Origin of the sequence: Vagococcus silagei, from assembly GCF_004795745.1 — a bacterium.
Lineage (GTDB): Bacteria > Bacillota > Bacilli > Lactobacillales > Vagococcaceae > Vagococcus > Vagococcus silagei.
Window position 1 is genome coordinate 26649 of the sequence record NZ_SDGV01000026.1, and the last position, 15501, is coordinate 42149.

The 15501-nt window shown below is 34.5% G+C and carries 16 protein-coding genes; 1 reads left to right on the forward strand and 15 read right to left on the reverse strand.

Going from position 1 to position 15501, the window contains the following annotated elements:
- Nucleotides 1–18: 18 nt before the first annotated feature.
- The 6 genes from ESZ54_RS10900 to ESZ54_RS10925 all read right to left on the reverse strand — a co-directional run bounded on the left by ESZ54_RS10900 (nucleotide 19) and on the right by ESZ54_RS10925 (nucleotide 4205).
- Nucleotides 19–837, reverse strand: a complete 819-nt coding sequence (locus tag ESZ54_RS10900; protein WP_136137687.1) for a PTS system mannose/fructose/sorbose family transporter subunit IID — start codon at nucleotides 835–837, stop codon at nucleotides 19–21.
- The gene (locus ESZ54_RS10905; RefSeq protein WP_136137688.1) at nucleotides 830–1615 is read right to left on the reverse strand and encodes a PTS mannose/fructose/sorbose/N-acetylgalactosamine transporter subunit IIC; all 786 of its coding nucleotides are present in this window, start codon (nucleotides 1613–1615) and stop codon (nucleotides 830–832) included. Before ESZ54_RS10905 ends, ESZ54_RS10900 begins: the two co-directional genes overlap by 8 nt.
- A gap of 21 nt (nucleotides 1616–1636) precedes the next feature.
- Complete coding sequence (locus ESZ54_RS10910) at nucleotides 1637–2110, reverse strand: PTS sugar transporter subunit IIB (protein ID WP_136137689.1); 474 nt, start codon at nucleotides 2108–2110, stop codon at nucleotides 1637–1639.
- A 12-nt stretch (nucleotides 2111–2122) separates the two neighbouring features.
- Nucleotides 2123–2539, reverse strand: coding sequence for a PTS sugar transporter subunit IIA (locus ESZ54_RS10915; RefSeq protein WP_136137690.1), 417 nt, complete (start codon nucleotides 2537–2539; stop codon nucleotides 2123–2125).
- Nucleotides 2540–3613, reverse strand: coding sequence for an SIS domain-containing protein (locus tag ESZ54_RS10920; protein WP_136137691.1), 1074 nt, complete (start codon nucleotides 3611–3613; stop codon nucleotides 2540–2542). It lies immediately after the preceding gene.
- A 178-nt stretch (nucleotides 3614–3791) separates the two neighbouring features.
- Entirely contained in the window at nucleotides 3792–4205 is a 414-nt protein-coding gene (locus tag ESZ54_RS10925) for a YbgA family protein (protein WP_239433800.1), read from the reverse strand.
- A gap of 99 nt (nucleotides 4206–4304) precedes the next feature.
- On the opposite strand from ESZ54_RS10925, the gene ESZ54_RS10930 reads away from it, so the two are divergent.
- Complete coding sequence (locus ESZ54_RS10930) at nucleotides 4305–5003, forward strand: TVP38/TMEM64 family protein (protein WP_136137692.1); 699 nt, start codon at nucleotides 4305–4307, stop codon at nucleotides 5001–5003.
- Between the two features lie 114 nt (nucleotides 5004–5117).
- On the opposite strand, the gene ESZ54_RS10935 is transcribed toward ESZ54_RS10930, so the two are convergent.
- The 9 genes from ESZ54_RS10935 to ESZ54_RS10975 all read right to left on the reverse strand — a co-directional run bounded on the left by ESZ54_RS10935 (nucleotide 5118) and on the right by ESZ54_RS10975 (nucleotide 15497).
- Nucleotides 5118–6284, reverse strand: coding sequence for an iron-containing alcohol dehydrogenase (locus ESZ54_RS10935; protein WP_136137693.1), 1167 nt, complete (start codon nucleotides 6282–6284; stop codon nucleotides 5118–5120).
- A 167-nt stretch (nucleotides 6285–6451) separates the two neighbouring features.
- Nucleotides 6452–7717 carry a DUF4767 domain-containing protein gene (locus ESZ54_RS10940; RefSeq protein WP_162615174.1) on the reverse strand — a complete coding sequence of 422 codons (1266 nt, stop codon included), beginning with the start codon at nucleotides 7715–7717 and terminating at the stop codon, nucleotides 6452–6454.
- A 408-nt stretch (nucleotides 7718–8125) separates the two neighbouring features.
- Nucleotides 8126–9463: an adenosylmethionine decarboxylase gene (gene speD, locus ESZ54_RS10945; RefSeq protein WP_136137695.1), complete on the reverse strand. Its 1338-nt coding sequence runs from the start codon at nucleotides 9461–9463 to the stop codon at nucleotides 8126–8128.
- Between the two features lie 35 nt (nucleotides 9464–9498).
- Complete coding sequence (locus ESZ54_RS10950; protein WP_136137696.1) at nucleotides 9499–9990, reverse strand: TetR/AcrR family transcriptional regulator; 492 nt, start codon at nucleotides 9988–9990, stop codon at nucleotides 9499–9501.
- A 141-nt stretch (nucleotides 9991–10131) separates the two neighbouring features.
- On the reverse strand, nucleotides 10132–11667 hold the full coding sequence (locus ESZ54_RS10955; protein WP_136137697.1) for an endonuclease MutS2: 1536 nt from the start codon (nucleotides 11665–11667) through the stop codon (nucleotides 10132–10134).
- Between the two features lie 761 nt (nucleotides 11668–12428).
- Nucleotides 12429–13349, reverse strand: a complete 921-nt coding sequence (locus ESZ54_RS10960) for a dihydrodipicolinate synthase family protein (RefSeq protein WP_136137698.1) — start codon at nucleotides 13347–13349, stop codon at nucleotides 12429–12431.
- Entirely contained in the window at nucleotides 13336–14166 is an 831-nt protein-coding gene (locus tag ESZ54_RS10965) for a MurR/RpiR family transcriptional regulator (protein WP_136137699.1), read from the reverse strand. Before ESZ54_RS10965 ends, ESZ54_RS10960 begins: the two co-directional genes overlap by 14 nt.
- 13 nt (nucleotides 14167–14179) lie before the next feature.
- On the reverse strand, nucleotides 14180–15055 hold the full coding sequence (locus ESZ54_RS10970; protein ID WP_136137700.1) for an ROK family protein: 876 nt from the start codon (nucleotides 15053–15055) through the stop codon (nucleotides 14180–14182).
- Nucleotides 15048–15497: a NanQ anomerase/TabA/YiaL family protein gene (locus ESZ54_RS10975; protein ID WP_136137701.1), complete on the reverse strand. Its 450-nt coding sequence runs from the start codon at nucleotides 15495–15497 to the stop codon at nucleotides 15048–15050. Before ESZ54_RS10975 ends, ESZ54_RS10970 begins: the two co-directional genes overlap by 8 nt.
- Nucleotides 15498–15501 lie beyond the last annotated feature (4 nt).

A 15501-nucleotide genomic window follows, 5' to 3' on the forward strand; every position in this document is an offset into this window, starting at 1 on the left:
ATATTATCATATAATTCTTTAGAATAAGCTAATAATTGACCCGATTAAACCAAAGGCAATTGTTACACCAAGTAAGAACATTGAATTTTTCTTCTTAGATTTTAAAAGCCAGTACATAAATAATGTATAAGCTAATGGTAACATTAATGGGAAAATTTGATCAATGTAATCTTGTAGTTTAAAGACGGTTTCATCAAAATTAAAAGAAATTTTAGTTTCCAATTTAACCATTTGTGCACTCATGGCACCAATTACCATTAAACCAACAATCGTTGCAGCTTTTGAAATCTTATGGAAGACATTCGACTCGGAAATATCCGTCAAAATTGATGTTCCTAATGAATATCCAAAAACACCACCATAATATCGCATTAAAATATGTGGCACATTAAATACTAATAGGAATAAAATTGGGCCTAAAATATTTCCTTGTTGTGCCAACGGCAACCCAACAGCAGCCGCGATAATTCTTAACGTCCCCCAGAAGAATGAGTCCCCCATACCTGCAAGGGGTCCCATCAAACTCACTTTAATGTTGTTAATCGTATCCACTTGGAAGTCTTCGTTTTGGCTGGCTTCTTTTTCCATTGCAGATGAAATACCAGTAATGGTTGTCACCAAGTGAGGTGTGGTATTAAAAATTTGCATATGACGTGTTAGCGCGGCGGCACGGTCTTTTTTAGTATCATAAAAACGTTTAATCGCTGGCCACATCCCTAATGAATAACCCAAGGCTTGTTGACGTTCATAATTGTATGAATTTTCTAATAGAAACGAATACCAAAACATTTCACGAAAGAACTTTTTCTCTTCTTTTGTATAATTTTTCTTACTCATCAAATAAGTCCTCCAATTCTTGATCTCCATCATTTACTGCTGCAACAGCTTTGGGGCCACTGCCAATTTCAAAGACAATAATAAAGGCAATCACAACGCCAATAATTGTAACGGCGATAATTGGTAGCTTGCCGTAAGAAATCATAATGAAACCTAAAATAAAGTACAGGATATTTTTGTTGGTCATCATTGGTTGTAATAACAATGCAAAACCGACTGCTGGTAATAAGTTACCCGCAACTTGTAAACCATTCATAATAATTTCTGGAATATTATTTACAAAGGCTTCAACTGCATTTGAACCGAATAGAACTGCTACAAAAACAACGATGAAATACATTAAACATTGTAAGAGTAAGCCAAACATATTTAGGGCAAACATCCCTTTAACATTTGCGTCTTCAGCTAAAGAAACCGCAAAGTTCATAAACCAACTTCTAACAATAAAAATAATAACTTTCAATGATTGTGCTAATATTGCGATTGGTAAAGCTAAAGTTAAAGCAATTTCTGCGCCTTGTCCGGTCATAATCGCAAATGCTGTCCCCAAGCTTGCACCGACAAGTACATCAGGTGGAACCGCAGCTCCAACTTGAATGGCCCCCATAAAGACAAGTTCTAAGCTTGCGCCAATCATTAAACCCGTTTTTAAATCACCTAAAACAAGTCCAATTAATGTTGAAATAATGATTGGTCGGTTGACCATGGGCGTACCACCCATTTTTTCTAAAAACCATACAACAGCAACAACTAAACCAACTAATAGTGCTTCTGTCATTTTCAATCCCCTCCTATTTTTTTATTTATCTAATTCAGTTAACTTCTTCGGTTTGTCAGAAGGTACAAGTTTGAATTCAATATCAAAACCGTCCGCTTCTAAGTCTCTTAACATTTGTTTATCGTCGTTTGTTACATAAGCAAATGATGCTAAAGGTTCTTTATTGTCAGCTTTTTGAATACCACCAATATTAAGCTTCACTTTTTGATCAAGTGCTCTTAGTACGTAGTCAGCAGTTTGAATTGAATCAACCACAACAAAAACATTTAAGGCTTCAAGTTTGCTGTTTTTTAGTAACGCAACTGCTTCTTCTTCGTTACGAATTGCCAATTTCACACCATCAGGTTTAGCCATTTTAATTGCTGCTTTACGAATATTATCTTCAGCAGCACTATTACTAACAATCACGATTGCTTCATAACCTAGTTCAGCTTTCCAGCTATAGGCAACTTGACCATGTAATAATCGATCATCTATTCTTACTAATTGAATCATTTCTTCTTCCTCCTAATCTAAAAAATCATCTTCGTCATCATCTGTTGCCAGATAATCATTCACATAAATCACTTGATCTTTCGTACTTGCGATAATCCTATTTATCTTAGTACTGTCTAATTCGTCTAAATTAGCTGTTAATAATTCTAACAACATCGGTAAATTCATACCTGTCAGAATATTCACTTTATTTAAATCAAAAAGTTTAATCATTTTTTGATTTACACTTCCACCAAAAACATCAGTTAAAACGGTTACTTTTTCATCTTTATCCGTTCTTGCTAGAATACTTTGGACTTTTTCTTCAAGTGTTTCTTCATCGATATACATATCTAAAGCATAGAGATGTTCTTGTTGCCCCAAAATAATTTCAATTGACGATTTTAACCCACTTGCCAATTGGCCATGACTTGCTAAAATTACTTTCACTTACTTCACCTCCACTGTTTTGTTAATGTAATGATCAATTTGTGGATACATTTTTTGAGTGAGATTGCGACCACTATCTGTCGCAAGTTTAAATCCAACAACTTGGAAGAATGTCATGAAGACAAGTGAATGGAAATTTGAACTCTTAGATGCAATATAGAGCATCTCACTGTCCGTCTTTGTTGTTGTTAGAATTTGTGAAAATGCGCCTACTTCTTTCTTAATAAAGGAATCAATACTCACTGCTTTTTCTTCATCCATTTTATTTTCGACTAAGAAGAAGAAGCCCATACTATCGTTAAAACAATTTTGCGGTCCGTGAATAATTTCTTCAATTTCAAAACTATTCGTGAAAATCGGTATCATTTCCATGAACTTTATATCTGCTTCTTGAGCAATCGGCCAAAGTGACCCACCACCAGCAAAAAACAATGCTTTACGACTTAATAAAATATCCTGATTTTTTTGATACCATTCTTCGGCTAATGTCATCACTTCAGGTAAATCTTTTTTCAGACCGACTAACTCATTGTAAAAGTCCGCCCATTCAGGTTTAGTGATTTTTCCTTTTTCTAAAGCAACTGCTAGTAATGTTAAATATAAAGTAACCGCTGTTAGACTGTACCCCGCAGTTCTAAAAATAAACGGTTCCTTCTCACTACCAATTTCAAAGGAAATTTTCGCTGCTTTCGCAATCGGTGTTGCCAAACTTTCGGTTAAACTAACTGTTACCCCACCTAAGTTGTTAACCTTTTCAATGGTCTCTAAAACTGTTTTTGTTGTTCCCCCTTGCGAAACAAATACGTAAAGTGTACGTTCGTCATAAAGACTTTCATTGAAGTGATGATAAAAATGGTTTGGATAGTCAATAGTCACCGGCAAACCTAATTTTTTCTCAGTAAAATCTTTGACGGTAAAAGCCGCATTATAAGAAGTTCCTGAAGCAACGATTAAAACTTTATCTTGTGTCACGCCAGTCAATTTTTGACTAAACTCGCCACTAGCTTGCAATCGTTTTAAAATTTGATTTGGAATGTTTTGAATGACTTCCAACATACTTTGTTCTTGTGTCATCTCGTCTCCCCCTTTGACCACACTATAAAACAACTAGTAAATCGCTTCCACTCAAAAAAGTGCACCTCGTAAGGTGCACTTTCCTGTAATATTTTCCGTTTTTAGGATATTTTAGTTCATCATTTCAAAAAATCAACAATAATAAAAATACATATTAAAACAATACTGTCGTTTTCATTTACAATAGCCATCTCATATTTAACAAATATTCTTGTTTGTACTTATCAGCCAATGTCTTTAAAAATGGTTCAATTTGCGGTTGATTTACCAGATAATTCGTACTTAATTCTTTAAATTTATTTTTTTCATCAAGGGTGGCACTTCGTTTAAAGTAACCCCAAATATGTTGATAAGTGACACGCAACGTTTTTTCAGTTGGTGAAACATGCTCTAAACGCTGCAAAATTTCTTGATATTGCTTATGTTTTTCCTCAGACCAGTCATTTCCCTTAGCCAGCAAACGAATCGCATTATATTGTTGTTGCGAACGAGACATCACCCAGTATTTATTCTGGGCCCACGATTTTTGAAACGTATGGAGTAACTCTTTATTATCTTCCGCCATAATACCCGCCTCTTTTCTTACACTCATTATAACAATTCCAGTAGAAAGACACGTGATAAATAATAAATAAGTTAAGCTTTATAGTATACTAATAGTACTAAAATAAAAGAAAGGAGACTTACCCGAATGAATAAAAAAATTAAATACTTCTTTCTTACCATTGGACTTGTAATTATTGCACTTATTGTTTATCAGCTCGTCCAAAATTTCTTACCAGATATTCAAGCTTTTATTAAACTCGAAAATGCAAAAGAAAAAGCACTACTCATGAAGAGTGTTCGTTCGCACGGATTCAGTACTGGTATTCTATTAGTCTTACTCCTTTGTTTATTTTCAGCCATTCCAGGTTTTCCGGTTGCTGTAATTGGTGTCCTCGTCGGTCTTTGTTACGGACCTTTGATCGGTAGTATGATCAATATCTTAGGAAATATCTTAGGTAACTCGCTAGTCTTTTATTTGATTCCAAAATTTAAATTAATTGATAAAAGTAAAGCATCGAACCATTGGGTGAAAATAATATCTGAGGCAAAACATCCTTATCTCAGTTTAACTTTCGGCTATATGATTCCTATGATTCCTACAATTTTAGTAAATTACACCGCTAGTTTATTAAAAATTCCATGGCGAGATTTTATCAAAATCACTGTAATCGGTGTCCTACCAACTTCAATTATCTACGCCTTTGGAGGTGATGCTTTATTTAAAGGTCATACCAAAACCTCATTAGTATTGATTGCAAGTGTACTTGTTTTCACATTGTTGATTGTTCTGATTGAGAGAGATAAACGCCAAGCAGAAAGAAAACAACCACCTAAAACGAGTTAGTGTTGTTGTTTTAGGTGGTTTGTTTTGTGGTTAGAATTTTAATGATATGTTACCAAAAGTGAAGAGATAAAAAGAAGTCACACACAAGATGATGACTTCTCAATTTTTTATTTACTACGCTTCATAAGCTTGTTTAAACAACTCAATAATATCTTCTTTATTCCCTTTACGAGGGTTTGAGAAAGCATTACCATCTCTAAGTGCATTTTCTGCCATCAATTCAAAGTCTTCTTCTTTCGCTCCGATTGATTTGATATTAGTTGGAATACCAACATCTTCCGAAATACGTTCTAAAGCTTTGATGCCTCGTTCAGCTGCTTCCATTTTAGATAAACCTTCAACATTTTCACCTAATAAAATAGCAATATCTTTAAAGCGTTCTGGGCTAGAAATCATGTTCCAGCGTTCAACAGTTGGCATTAACACAGCACAACATACACCATGTGGTGCGTCGTATTGTCCACCTAATTGGTGAGCCATCGCATGTACATAACCTAAATCAGCATTGTTAAAAGCCATTCCAGCTAATAATGATGCGTATGCCATATTTGTTCTTGCTTCAATATCATGACCATTGGCAACAGCACGACGTAAGTTTTCGCCAATTAATTTAATTCCTTGAATGGCTTGCGCATCTGTAATTGGGTTACTATTTTCGGAAACATATGATTCCACACAGTGACAAAGAGCGTCCATCCCTGTTGCTGCCGTTAATTTAGTGGGTACTTCTAACATTAACAATGGATCATTGAAAGAAACTAGTGGTACATTACGCCAAGACACCACTACAAATTTTAAGTGGGTTTCTTCATTTGTTAAAACGGCATGACGTGTAATTTCTGATGCTGTTCCTGCTGTTGTATTGACAGCCATTAATGGGGGTAACGGATTAGTCAATGTTTCAATTCCGGCAAGTTTCGTCACATCTTCGCCATTTGTTAAGGCAATACCAATTCCTTTACCACAGTCATGCGCTGAACCACCACCAACAGAGATAATACTGTCACAACCATGTTCTTTATAAAAAGCAACACCCGCTCTAACATTTCTAAGTTTTGGATTAGGTTCAACTTCATCAAAGATGACATAATCAACACCTGCAGCTTTTAAACTTGCTTCAGTTTGTTTAACAGGTCCATTTTCCATATTTCTTAAAAAGCTATCAGTAACAATTAAAACTTTTTTCATGTCTAACATTTCTGCACGGTCACCAATTTTATTAATGACTCCTGGTCCGAAAAAGTTAACACTTGGCATCATAAAATCATAATTTTCTTTCATCGTTTACCATCCCTTTATAGTTAATTGTGCTTTTTCCATTGCCTATAGTTTAGCTCTTTAGGGATCATTTTACATTGTCTTTCCTTAGTGATTAATGTCACAAAATAATAGGACTTTTTTGTAAAATAGGCTTTTTTTGATAAATAGATGACAAACTACTGAAATGATTAAACATCGCCATTAAAAACGGCAACAAGTTTTTGAGCCGCATCATCTGGAACATCACTAATATCAATTTGTCTCGCCTGATTGATAACATCATACGCCATTGCTTTACCTTTAACTGGATCATCCCAATCATGATCTTGATAATGAGATGGCACTGGATAAACCGTTACTGTTCCGTCATTATTATTATGATACATCAGTAACCCTGCAGCAGTTGGACTACCCGCAACAATTGTAACTTCTTCTGGAAGATGGACACCCGTTGTCCAAATTTCATATGAGGCATCAGTACTTAAATCATACGAAACATTCGCCTGACCAATATTATCCGTATCCGCAGGATTTTGATTAAAAGCTTTAATCATTGCCTTAGCTGCGAGCAGTTTACTATTTGGATAATCTTTTGTTGCACTTGCTTTATCTTCTTTCGCCACAAAATTTCCACCTACAATTTGGGCAAAATTTTGTTGTAAATCTTGATTTTCGGTTTCACTAAAATGAATGTAATTATTGGGCATTCCTTGATTTTGTTGCGTAATAAACACTTTGGGTTGCCCATTTTTAATCACAAAAAAATAAACATGTTTTGCGCCATAACTTTGTGTCGCTGCATCTGAATAGACTGCGACTAACTGATATGGCAATTTACCTTCACCTGTATCAGACCATTCAATCTCTACGGGCTGTTCGTTAACAGCCATTTTGTGTTTGCCACTAAAGACATCTTCTGGCAATTTTGCCCCATACATATCGACACTATTACTTGATGTATATTCTTCGTATTGTTGCTTCATAGTTCGACTAAAATCAGACATATATTGCTTTAATTTTTTCTCTTTATCAGCATTCCAAACGGTCTCAGTTTTTTTGTTTTCTTCTTTTGGTTTAGATGTCTCACTCGTTTTAGTCGTTGATGTTCCTAATTTCTCCATATCCTTTTTAGCATAAGAAACCAATTTTGCTGAACCACCTTTGATTTCAACAACTTGTTTTAAATTTGATAAGGCTAAATCTTGATTTTTCTTCTCTAGTTCATCTAAACTCTTACGATAAAAGCTTAACTGTTTTTGATAATTTTGAGCCGTCAGATCTTTCGGTTTTTTCTCCAATGCTTTCTCGACGTAAATATCGGCTTGAATAAATTTTCGTTCCTTGATTGCATCATTCACTTTTTTCATTGATTGGTCATAAGCTTCACCACCACAAGCTGAAAAAGTAAATAGCGTTACTAATAAAAATAAAGCTACTCCCATTTTTTTCTTCATTTTCATACCACCTAACTATTTTTCATATCTCAATTATACCTTTTTTCAAAAATGTGTCATCTCAAAAAAAATCGTCCTACTTAATCAACATAAATTAAGTAAGACGATTGATATTTAATTAAAACAGACCATATTCACCTGTCGAAATATTATAGTAAGCATTAAACATATGACTTTTAGCTGGTGTGCCATCGGTATTAATCCCACCATTTAATCTCCCCAAAAATATTAATTAATTCATAACATCTTAAATAATAACATAGTAACTGTTAATCGCTCAAGACAGCAAACATATATTATTGATGCGAACACTGGTATCAAAATATACTTATTAGACATATATCGATAAACAGGATAATAAAAAAACAACATCCGAAAATTAAACTCATTCGGATGTTGCATTATTAATTAACTTTCTCGAAATATTTTTTTGACTTCGCACATTGTTGATTCAAAAGCATTTTGCAATTCATTCATGAATGCTTGCTCATCGACAGTATCCTCACAAACAAATAAATCAACAGCTGCATAACCATATTCCGGCCAAGTATGAATCGTGAAGTGCGATTCTTTTAAAACCATGACGCCACTGACACCATAAGGCATAAATTGATGGAAGTTTTCTGTGACAACATTTAACTTAAATTGCTTTGATAACATCGTCAGCTTTTCTGTCACGGATTCAACATCCGTTAATAAATCTTGATTACAACCACGTAAATCATATAAGGTATGAAAGCCAAGCCGTTGACTCATTTTATTTCGTTTCAAATGATATGTATAAATACTTTCAGTCGCAAGACTTGTTTGCGCCATATTGTTTTTTTGTAAGACATACAAATGACTAACGTTACCAATAATTGAGCCACCTAAATAATGATTAAATTTCGGAATAATTTCAACAAAATTAAAATCTTTTTTAGCAATTTCTTGTTGGATAAAACTTTGAAATGCTGGTGTTTTATTGTTGAAAGAAGCGTACATTTTACCTTGATTTCTTAGGAGATTAGCTCCCGTGTCAATGAAAGTTAAGATGCCTTCAGATGTATAAGGAGGATCTGTAAAAACAATATCGACTTGATTATCAATTTCTTGGATTTCTTCCTTAAAATCTTGCTGGTACACCTTAATTTCCACTTGCTCTGGTTGATTTTCTGAAATATATAATAATAAATCTGCATCAATATCATAGACAGATAGGTTAGACTTACTTTCAAAGCCAAGACTTGCAAGTGAGTGAGCTAAAAATATTGACACAAGATCGTCATCACCTACGAAGGCAATTTCTTTAGCAAAAATTAGCGGATCATTTAATAAAAGCGCCACTCGTTTCAATACCGTTTCAATCGTGGCGTGGGCTTGATCTAATTCACGCTTGGCCACTGGACGTTTTGCGTAAATATCTGTCAGCTTAATTTTCATCGATTCTAAAAATAGCACCTGACTTGTTTCATCAGTTAATATTTGAAGATACTGATCTTTATCCACATTTTTATAATGTAACTCTTCTAAAACATAATTGCGACTAACTTCAGTCAAAGTATAAAAACTTGCGCGCTGCATCCAGCCATGCTTGACAAGCTCTTTCTTAAAAGCCGTCGCAATTGGAACAGGTACTTCCATTTTTTTTGCCAATTCTTTAGTTGAAATAGTCTGATAAAGATAGCTATAAATCAATCCTAGTTTAAAACTCTCAAGTGACTGTGATAAGCCAATGTCATGACGAATGATTTCTAGTGTTTCCATTTCGAGATGTCCTCCTTTCCGATTATTTTTTTAAATTAATTAAAGCTTGAGAATGCTTCCTCAATAATTTTCTCAGTAATAATGCCCGTTAGTGCCATGACTCTTAAACCTTCAAGAACTAAGAAGATGTGCTGAGCCTCCACTTTGGAGCAATTTTTTGTGTTCATTATGATCTCTAAATGGGTCTCAAAAATAAGAGAACCCAGTTCATCCTTATCTTCTCGACTGGTCATAAACTCATAGCCTGCTAAACTTAGACTATTTTTAATATCTAAAAGTTCTACTTTTTCTTGTGCCAAGTATTCAGCAAAACTAATCATTTGATACGATTCTTTTAGATCCAAAATATTTTGTTTCATTAATTCTTTAAAAATATCTGTTGGTGTTTTGAAATAGCGATAAACACCACCACGACTATATCCACTAACACTGATTAAATCAGTCATTGTGACATCTTTTAAACCTTTTTCAATGAAGACTTGTTTTGAATTTTCAATTATTTTTTGTTTTGTTTCGTCAATTTTCATCTTGAGCTCCAATTTATTTGTATTTTAGTTGTTTTCCCAAAAGTGACAACATTGTCACTTTAACACGAAAAAAAATAGATTTCAATTATAAATCATTAATTTCACTCTAAAATGACAAAGATGTCACTTTAGAGTGAAAAACTAGTTTGTTTTCGCTAAATGGTAAGCTGCTCTTTCTAAGATATCTGAACCAATATTCATTTTCTTCGCAAGCCAGAAACCGTTACTTGCGCCAACTTCATTCATAAGTAGTTGGTACAGTGGATTTAAAGTTTCTTTGTCGAAAGCCATCGCTGCGGTAATAAAGTTTTGATCTTTGACTGCAAAGTCTTTGATCTCACCATAATGAGTTGATGCGAGGACAACTGCATTTCTGGTCACTAAACTTTCGAGCATTGCTGTTGCGAGCGCTGCACCTTCTGTTGGTTCGGTACCACTACCTATTTCATCAACTAAAACTAGTGAGCGATCATTTGCGATTGAGAGGATTTCTCTCATATTGTTGATGTGACCTGAAAATGTGCTCAAGGCATTATCGAAATCTTGGTAGTCTCCGATATCGACCAAAATCTGATCGAATAAGCTAATATTACTTTCTGAATCTGCTGGAATGAAGACGCCAATCATTGTCATGAGTGTCAATAGTCCAACAGTCTTTAAGACAACCGTCTTACCTCCAGAGTTTGAACCTGTAATCACTAGGCCGCGCTCTGTTTGACCAAGTTCAATTGATAATGGAACGGCTGACTCGCCTAGTAATGGGTGTTTCGCATTTACTAAATTGATGTAACCTGAATCGTTAATTTTAACTTTTCGGCCACCAATTTCTTCGCTGAATTTCGCTTTAGCCACGATTAATTCTAGTGAAAAGATAATCTTCATTGTTTTTTCCATTGCTTTTAGTTCCGTTGCAATTTCTTCAGTTAAATTGGCTAGGATTTGATATACGATACTCATTTCTTCAGCTTGCGCCATTTGAAGTTTTTGATTAAGTTCGCGTGTATTGTCTAATTCGATGTAAACAGTCGATCCATTGCCTGACTCTGACACGATACGACCTTTCACGCTATGTTTGAATGAACACTTGATTGGTACTGTTAAGGTACCGTCACGGTCAACAACCATTGATTCTTGAATCTTCGAACGGTTGCTAGCATTATTAATGAATTTATGCAAACGGTCGTTAATATCTGCTTTATGTTTTTGAATATTTTGACGCACTTTTTTCAAGTCACGTGAAGCTTCTGAGCTGACTTGGTTATTCTTAATTGAAATTGTAATCGTTTCTTCGATTGAGCGAAACGATTGTAGCTTACTTGCATATCCAGATAGCGTTGGTGCTAACTCGATGTTGCGGTTGAAGAAATCTTTTAATTTACGGATTGTTCTTAAGAATTCTGCGATTTCTAATAATTCTTTTGGTTCTAAGACATACCCTTTTTCAATTTTTTGGAATAGACGATCAATCTGTTCGCTTGCCATAAATGGGATACTTTGTTTCGTTTCTAAAATGTTTAGTGCTTCGCCAGTTTCTTTTTGAGCATGTCTAACTTTTCCGATATTACTCATTGGTTCTTCTTCCGTAATTTGTTGTTTCACTGTCTTGCTGATGGCGTAGTTACTAATCAATTCTTTTATTTCGTTGAACTGTGTTTGTTCAATTGCTTGTTTTTTCATTTTTCTTTCTCTTTTTCTTTAATGTCAAAAGAGATACCTGCCGTAACAAATTAACCAAGGTGGTGACGCTGGCGCTTTGGGATGAGCAGCAAGACAAGCCTGGGAAAAAATCGGTTTTTGATTTATTACCAGGATTGACTTGGTGCCGAATCCCAGCCAGCGGAACCCCGTCAAAAAGGTGGTGACGTGAGCGCTTTGAGCTGATCAGTAAGGCGGGCATGATAATTTGACGGTTTGTGTCAAAATATCATGATTGACTTAATGCCAAGCTCCAGCACATAAAATCCCGTCTATCTCAGACGCTACAAAAGCACTTTATTCCATGCCTTCAACCTTTTAAACTAAACAAAAAAGTTTTGAGAAAATCTAATTTCCCAAAACTTGTCGTTTAATATTCTAAAAATTGCTTATAAAAATCAAGCCTAAATAAAGGTAAGTTAAACTAACCTTATTTAAAAAATGCCGACTTTTAAAAAGTGCAATCTTAACAGATATCTCAAACTAAAATAATGGGTAGAACAAAATAGACCATACACTTTACTGTATATTGGTAACCTCGTTGTTCAATTGTTTCGTTTTAGATAATCTTCGCACTCAAAAAGTTCACTCATTTCTTTGATTAGTTAATTTGTTACACGTAATATAGCAGACAATTATTTTTTTGTCAAAAAAAATGTTATCACATTTAATAAAAACTTTATTTTTTCCGGTGGCTCTTATTCAAAAAAGAGACAACTTTTTCAGTTATCCCTTAATCTCATTTATTTACAAAATACTTGTTTCGTTTTTTGAATTAATTGTGCGGCTTGGTTAATATTTTCCATGTCACTTGCAATAATTGGAGCTAATGGTGACGCTACTGAACCAAGATCTAAATTTTCATTGATTCGGAGAATTTCTTTTGCCACGGCATACATATTGCCATGTCCTGAAACCATTAAAGCAATGATATCATTAATCGCGTATTGAAGTTCTTTAGCTTCTGTAAGCTTTTTAGCTTCAAAAAGGGCATTTAGCTGTAAAAACAGTTCTGGCATGACACCATATGTACCACCAATACCTGCCTCAGCTCCCATCAAACGACCACCAATAAATTGTTCATCCGGACCGTTGAAGACAATATGATCACTTCCACCAAGTGAGACAAAAGTTTGAATATCCTGAACTGGCATTGAAGAATTTTTCACGCCGATGACACGAGGATTTTTTAACATCTCTTGATAAAGACTAGGAGTTAATGAGACTCCAGCCAATTGTGGAATATTGTAAATAATAAAATCAGTATTTGGAGCCGCGTCACTAATTTTATTCCAATATTCGGCAATTGAATATTCAGGTAATCTGAAATAGATTGGAGGGATTGCTGCGATACTATCCACACCAAGACTTTCAGCATGTTTTGCTAATTCAACACTTTCTTTAGTACTGTTACAAGCTACATGAGCGATAACAGTTAGCTTGCCTTTTGCTACTTTCATGACATTTTCTAATACTATTTTTCGGTCTGCTACACTTTGATAGATACACTCGCCTGAAGAACCATTTACATATAGCCCTTTAACTTTTTTATCAACAAAATATTGCGTTAAAGCCTGAACACGTTCAGGACTTATTTCACCTTGTTCATCATAACAAGCATAAAAAGCCGGAATGATACCTTTATATTTATCAAGTTTTGTCATTTTTGTTTCGCTCCTCATTTTGATTACTTCTTGTAATCACTTTGATTGTCTGACTCATTCGTTCATTTAATTTGTCATCTTCTAATAACATTGTTGAAATCACATCAATTTGGTACATAATAGCAAATTGAGAGTTCACGAATCTTTTATTGCCAATAAAGACACTACTATAAGCAATTAAAGATAAATCTGAAATCTTTGACAATGTACTTTCTGGAAAACTTGTAATACTAATTACCTGAGCGCCATTTGCTTTTGCATAAGTTACAGCATCATTGACTTCGACTGTCTCTCCTGACGCTGATATTCCAATAATTAAATCTCCTTCAACTGCCATTGAACTTGTAATTAACATCATATGAGAATCAGTGGTTGAGGTTACGTTTAACCCCATTCTTAAAAGACGTTGTGTTAATTCTAATGCTGTTAGCCCAGAACTGCCCACCCCAAAAATAAAGATTCGTGGCGCATCTTTAATCTTATTTACAATCATCTCAACATCATCTTTATTTACAAGTTGCTCAGTATTCTCAATCACTTTTGTATAATAATCATAGACATCACTTTGTAAGTCTTTATCTCTTGAATTTGTCTGTTTCAAAGAACTGATTTGAATTTTTAAATCAACGAACCCATCTTGATTTAACTTTTTAGCAAAGCGCGTGATTGTAGCCGGAGAAGTATCCGTTTCTTTTGCCAACGTTGAAATATTTATATTCGTTAACGTGTCGCTATTCTTAAGTAAATACGTTGCGATTTTCTTTTCTTTCTCTGAAAAAGACGGAAATTTATTTTGAATATCTTCTAAAATGGTCATTTGATTGCCTCACTTATTGTCTTTTCTTAAAATTATACAACGCTCCTATCATTCCTGCATCATTTTTCAAGGCTGCAAAAGTTATCTTTGTTTGATTGAATCGTTTATCTTCAATTTTAGTAGCTATTTTTTTCAAAATGAGTGGTTCAAGATAGGCTTGTTGACTCATAATTCCACCACCTAAAACGATAGCTTCTGGATTCAATAAATAAATAATATTGACTAACCCTGTTGTCAAAGCTGTCACCAATTCATCAATCGCTTGGATGCATTCATTGTCTCCATTTAGTGCCATTTCAAATATTTGTTTGCCATCATATTGTTTATTTTTTATACGTGCTACTTTTTTAATTAAGGCTGAAGTTGATGCAATATCTTGATAATTCTCCCCATCAATTTGCAGATATCCCACTTCACCAGCTGTAAAACCTACCCCATGTTGAATACAGCCACCTTGTAAAATAGCACCACCGATGCCAGTTCCGACAGTTAAACATACAGCATCATCAATTCCTTGAAGACTACCACGCCATTTTTCACCTAAACAAGCAGCATTGACATCATTTTCAACTTCACAAGGAATCTGAAAATTTGTTTCGATGATTTGCTTAAGTGGCGTATTTGAATAATTTGGAATTGTATAACCGGCATAAATAACTTCACCAGTTTCTGGATTAACAACACCCGCGGTTGAAATACAGACACCAGATAATGGATAGTCTTTAATGCTCTCTTCAACTAAATATTTTAAACGCGTGACAATATTTAATTCCGCAATACTATTATTCGTTTCAGATAAAGGGTACCTCAAGACGACCTGCCCATTCTCATCATAAATCCCCGATTTGATTGTCGTTCCACCAATGTCAACACATAAATAATTATTCATCAGCTGTCTTCCTAATCTTAAATACAATTTTTTTTACGACTGTTTTATGCTCATTTATGGCAGTCCGATGGGCTTCTTCTAAGTCTAACAACATAAATTGTCCCGCATTTAGTTCACATGACTCAGTATGAGAACCATAAAGAAGGTAATAGTCATCTTCTCTATGATACTCTCCTTTTTCCAAACTATTTGACGCGTCTAAATCAATCCACTCTTGACCAACCAACAAATAGTGTAGATCAAAATGTTCCTTATGTGCTTCCCAAACTCGCTCTTTTCTGGTTGACGTTTCATACTCTAAAAAGTTTGCCGTAATCCACTCATTTAGTTGGACTGACTGACATTCAAATTCCGGTAATTCAGCGATAAATTTTAAGATAATCGGCATACTTTTGCATAAGACTTGATCTTGTTCAATTAATTTAAACTCACCTTTAATCATCGCT

Bases quoted from the DNA above. Each gene is read 5' to 3' on its own strand.
- ESZ54_RS10975 (WP_136137701.1), bottom strand. From the start codon at position 15,497: ATGATTAAAGGTGAGTTTAAATTAATTGAACAAGATCAAGTCTTATGC.
- ESZ54_RS10935 (WP_136137693.1), bottom strand. From the start codon at position 6,284: ATGAAAGAAAATTATGATTTTATGATGCCAAGTGTTAACTTTTTCGGA.
- ESZ54_RS10965 (WP_136137699.1), bottom strand. From the start codon at position 14,166: ATGACCATTTTAGAAGATATTCAAAATAAATTTCCGTCTTTTTCAGAG.
- ESZ54_RS10930 (WP_136137692.1), top strand. From the start codon at position 4,305: ATGAATAAAAAAATTAAATACTTCTTTCTTACCATTGGACTTGTAATT.
- ESZ54_RS10920 (WP_136137691.1), bottom strand. From the start codon at position 3,613: ATGACACAAGAACAAAGTATGTTGGAAGTCATTCAAAACATTCCAAAT.
- ESZ54_RS10910 (WP_136137689.1), bottom strand. From the start codon at position 2,110: ATGATTCAATTAGTAAGAATAGATGATCGATTATTACATGGTCAAGTT.
- ESZ54_RS10955 (WP_136137697.1), bottom strand. From the start codon at position 11,667: ATGAAAAAACAAGCAATTGAACAAACACAGTTCAACGAAATAAAAGAA.
- ESZ54_RS10960 (WP_136137698.1), bottom strand. From the start codon at position 13,349: ATGACAAAACTTGATAAATATAAAGGTATCATTCCGGCTTTTTATGCT.
- speD (WP_136137695.1), bottom strand. From the start codon at position 9,463: ATGGAAACACTAGAAATCATTCGTCATGACATTGGCTTATCACAGTCA.
- ESZ54_RS10940 (WP_162615174.1), bottom strand. From the start codon at position 7,717: ATGAAGAAAAAAATGGGAGTAGCTTTATTTTTATTAGTAACGCTATTT.
- ESZ54_RS10925 (WP_239433800.1), bottom strand. From the start codon at position 4,205: ATGAGTGTAAGAAAAGAGGCGGGTATTATGGCGGAAGATAATAAAGAG.
- ESZ54_RS10900 (WP_136137687.1), bottom strand. From the start codon at position 837: ATGAGTAAGAAAAATTATACAAAAGAAGAGAAAAAGTTCTTTCGTGAA.
- ESZ54_RS10905 (WP_136137688.1), bottom strand. From the start codon at position 1,615: ATGACAGAAGCACTATTAGTTGGTTTAGTTGTTGCTGTTGTATGGTTT.
- ESZ54_RS10950 (WP_136137696.1), bottom strand. From the start codon at position 9,990: ATGAAAATTGACGAAACAAAACAAAAAATAATTGAAAATTCAAAACAA.
- ESZ54_RS10970 (WP_136137700.1), bottom strand. From the start codon at position 15,055: ATGAATAATTATTTATGTGTTGACATTGGTGGAACGACAATCAAATCG.